Source organism: Desulfobacterium sp. N47 (assembly GCF_051233685.1).
Classification (GTDB): domain Bacteria; phylum Desulfobacterota; class Desulfobacteria; order Desulfobacterales; family RPRI01; genus RPRI01.
This window is the reverse complement of the sequence record NZ_JBAMMY010000120.1, coordinates 1-2,933: the sequence shown is the minus strand read 5'-3', so window position 1 is coordinate 2,933 and position 2,933 is coordinate 1. Positions and strand designations below refer to the sequence as shown.

Sequence of the window (2,933 nt, the reverse complement as noted above, 5' to 3'; positions counted from 1 at the left end):
GGCTGGTGTGCATTCGAGATGCCATCTCAGATTTGGTGATATGTTTAGATTTCATCACGTTATCCAACTGCCGTGCAATGATTCGTTTAAAAGCTGCTGCAGTGACCTCTTCGTGAATTCCCTCTTTTTGAAGGAACTCATCGAAGTCGCTACCAATATGTGGATTATCCATAAGAAACCCCTCCTAAAGTTTTGCTTTGCGAGCCCTTGCTGTATCAAGTTCAGACCTTGGCGTTTTTTGTGCTTTCTTGATGAAGGCATGCAGCAAAACCATTTGTCCTTCTATTACAGTAAATAATACTCTCGCTATGCGCCCCTCAAGATGACTACGAGAACCTCCCACAGGTCTTTTTCCATCTTCCGCACAAGAGGCGCATACCCAATGGCCAACCGAATTGAACTTCCTTGATATCTGTGCCAATAATTTTCCGGTCTTCCGGGGACAATTCATGCAGTAACTCACGGACTGGTTCATTGCCGGCCTCTGTGCGGAAAAACTTTACAGATAAAATTAACTCGTTCATTGGACTATTGTATCAAAATAAATACACCTGTCAAGTTTATGTTTTTTTTACAACGCATGTATTTCTATCTTACCATAGGATATGTTTGTTCTGTAAATTTCTTCATGATTTCAATTTAATTCGAGCATTAAATCTATTGTTGTTCCTTTATATAAGGTGCTTAATAATTGTAAAGGAATCCGACAGAAGGCGGAAGAAGGGTTCAAGGATAAAGGTGAAAGGTTCAAGGAGGAAGGTGAAAAAACAGCTCATGAGTTCGTAAGTTGATAAGTTGGTAAGGGGAAAGCAAGGTTTGAGGTGTAGGGGCGTATTGCGATACGTCCGTATTTCTCTCACAGAACGCATTCATTCACCAAGGTTTTTTCAGACAGGATTAACAGGATGGACAGGATTTTTGCCTGACGGCCGGATGCCGGACAGGCAATGAGGCATCGCCTATGTTCGCAGGCTAAAAAAATCTCTCACAGAGTACGCAGAGTCTCAGAGTTTTTTCAAGAATTTTTGAGAGGAAAATTCTTGAAAACCTGACTTCCTGCCGGCGCAGGAGGATTATACCGTGAGGGACCAAATAATTTATCTCTGTGCGCTCTGTGAGAGATTAGAAAAGGGAGGCTTGACATATATGCATTAATAATACATACTAATAATCAATGCGGGAAGGATATACTGTATTTGCAGGCCTTCATCGGCGTGATAACAGACAACATAAATTAAGGGGTTAAAATTAATGAAAAGTTTTTCAACAATTGTATCCGGTAAGGAAATGAGCAGATTTATTCGCCTTCCCGATGATCTACAGGAAGGCGATCTTAAGATTTCTATAAGACCTGTACAGAAAGATAAGGATCGCTTTGCAAAACTGTTCCAAAGCCCCATCAAGGTAAAGAAGATCGTTATTCCTTCCAAGGATAAAATTAATGAAAGATAACCGGGTTTTTGTCGATACAAACATTTTCATATATGCTTCTTTGGAAGAAAACCGAAAATCTGACCTAAAAGCTGATAAAAGGAACAAATCCATAACGTTATTACAGAGCATCTCGGATAAAGATGTTTATATTAACACTCAGGTTCTTAATGAAATATACAGTGTTCTATTGCGACATGGTATTAACGAAAAGGAGATTCATAACAAACTGTCCATTATTATCAAAGAAACAAAAGTTTCTGTTATAAGGCTGAAAACTATTAAATATTGCTGGGACATGAGGCTTAAATACAAGTATTCATACTGGGATTGTTTGATACTGACATCTGCTCTCGAGAATGACTGCACCGTAATATACAGCGAAGATATGCAGCATAATCAGATGATTGAACAAACACTAAGGATAACAAACCCATTTGTCTGAGAATGACTAAAATATACTATTGCAATACGTCCGTATTTTTCTCACAGAGCACACAGAGTCGCAGAGTATTTTCAGACAGGATTAACAGGATGGACAGGATTTATGCCAGCCGGCCGGATGCCGGACAGGAATAATTAATGGTTAGAGTACTAATAGACGGCGTCATGTTTTCCAATATCCACAAACATAGCTCTTTCGTTATCAATAAAATAAAAAATTACTCTGGTATCAAACTCTATCCTGAAACTCCATAAATCTTTCAACTTTCCGGAAAGTTTATGTGTTCTTAATCTTTCATCAAATGGATTTATAGTGAAAATCTCAAGTTGTTGCCAGAATCTTTGCTCTAATTCGGTTTTTCCTTTTATTATTTTCTTAAAAGCTCTTTTAAAAGATGAACTAAAAGCAATCTCAATCATTCTTCTATTATTTCCTTTAATTTATTTGTATCGCTTGAAAACTTAATCTTTTTTGATTGAAATTCCTGTATGCTATTATTATAATTTTGATATATTTCATCTCTTCTTTCTTCAGACAGATATTTTTCAATTAAAATTTTAAGTTCTTCTTTATCTTCATAAGGCATTTTTTTTACTTCTTCTATGAGATTTGCAAAACCTGAACTCATATTTTTTCTCCCAGTTATTTTGATAAACTTGTAAGCAGCTTGTTAATTTCGATATTGAAGATTTATGTTCATTTTTCAATTCTATTATAAATCCATTTTATGATAACTTTCAACTCATAAATTTTTAAAATATCAGGATGAACAGGATGTTTTGCCAGCCGGCCGGATGCCGGACAGGCAATGAGGCATGGCCTGAGTTTGTATGTTAAAAAAATCTCTCACAGAACGCATTCATTCACCAAGGTTTTTTCAGACAGGATTAACAGGATGGACAGGATTTTTGCCTGACGGCCGGATGATAGACAGCCCAATTTCCCGGCTTTATAGCATAAAATGATTATATGGCTTAAAATCTTCACAGTTAATCGTCTCAAGCCTTATTATATTAAACATTATTTATACTTCTGTGTTGATGGAAAACTCGATTTT

Annotated in this window: 5 protein-coding genes; 2 read left to right on the top strand and 3 right to left on the bottom strand. The window is 36.6% G+C overall.

The window, feature by feature from the left end:
- Positions 1-184 precede the first annotated feature (184 nt).
- Positions 185-451 (bottom strand): type II toxin-antitoxin system RelE/ParE family toxin, encoded by a 267-nt coding sequence (locus VXK47_RS07405; protein WP_435548131.1) that lies wholly within the window; start codon positions 449-451, stop codon positions 185-187.
- An 800-nt stretch (positions 452-1,251) separates the two neighbouring features.
- Here VXK47_RS07405 and VXK47_RS07400 point away from each other — a divergent pair.
- Positions 1,252-1,452 carry a hypothetical protein gene (locus VXK47_RS07400; RefSeq protein ID WP_435548130.1) on the top strand — a complete coding sequence of 67 codons (201 nt, stop codon included), beginning with the start codon at positions 1,252-1,254 and terminating at the stop codon, positions 1,450-1,452.
- Positions 1,442-1,876: a PIN domain-containing protein gene (locus tag VXK47_RS07395; protein ID WP_435548129.1), complete on the top strand. Its 435-nt coding sequence runs from the start codon at positions 1,442-1,444 to the stop codon at positions 1,874-1,876. The genes VXK47_RS07400 and VXK47_RS07395 overlap by 11 nt, the downstream gene beginning before the upstream one ends.
- Before the next feature lie 149 nt (positions 1,877-2,025).
- Here VXK47_RS07395 and VXK47_RS07390 read toward each other — a convergent pair whose 3' ends face one another.
- Both VXK47_RS07390 and VXK47_RS07385 read right to left on the bottom strand, forming a co-directional pair.
- Positions 2,026-2,295: a type II toxin-antitoxin system RelE/ParE family toxin gene (locus tag VXK47_RS07390; RefSeq protein ID WP_435548128.1), complete on the bottom strand. Its 270-nt coding sequence runs from the start codon at positions 2,293-2,295 to the stop codon at positions 2,026-2,028.
- Positions 2,292-2,504: a hypothetical protein gene (locus tag VXK47_RS07385; RefSeq protein ID WP_435548127.1), complete on the bottom strand. Its 213-nt coding sequence runs from the start codon at positions 2,502-2,504 to the stop codon at positions 2,292-2,294. The genes VXK47_RS07390 and VXK47_RS07385 overlap by 4 nt, the downstream gene beginning before the upstream one ends.
- Positions 2,505-2,933 lie beyond the last annotated feature (429 nt).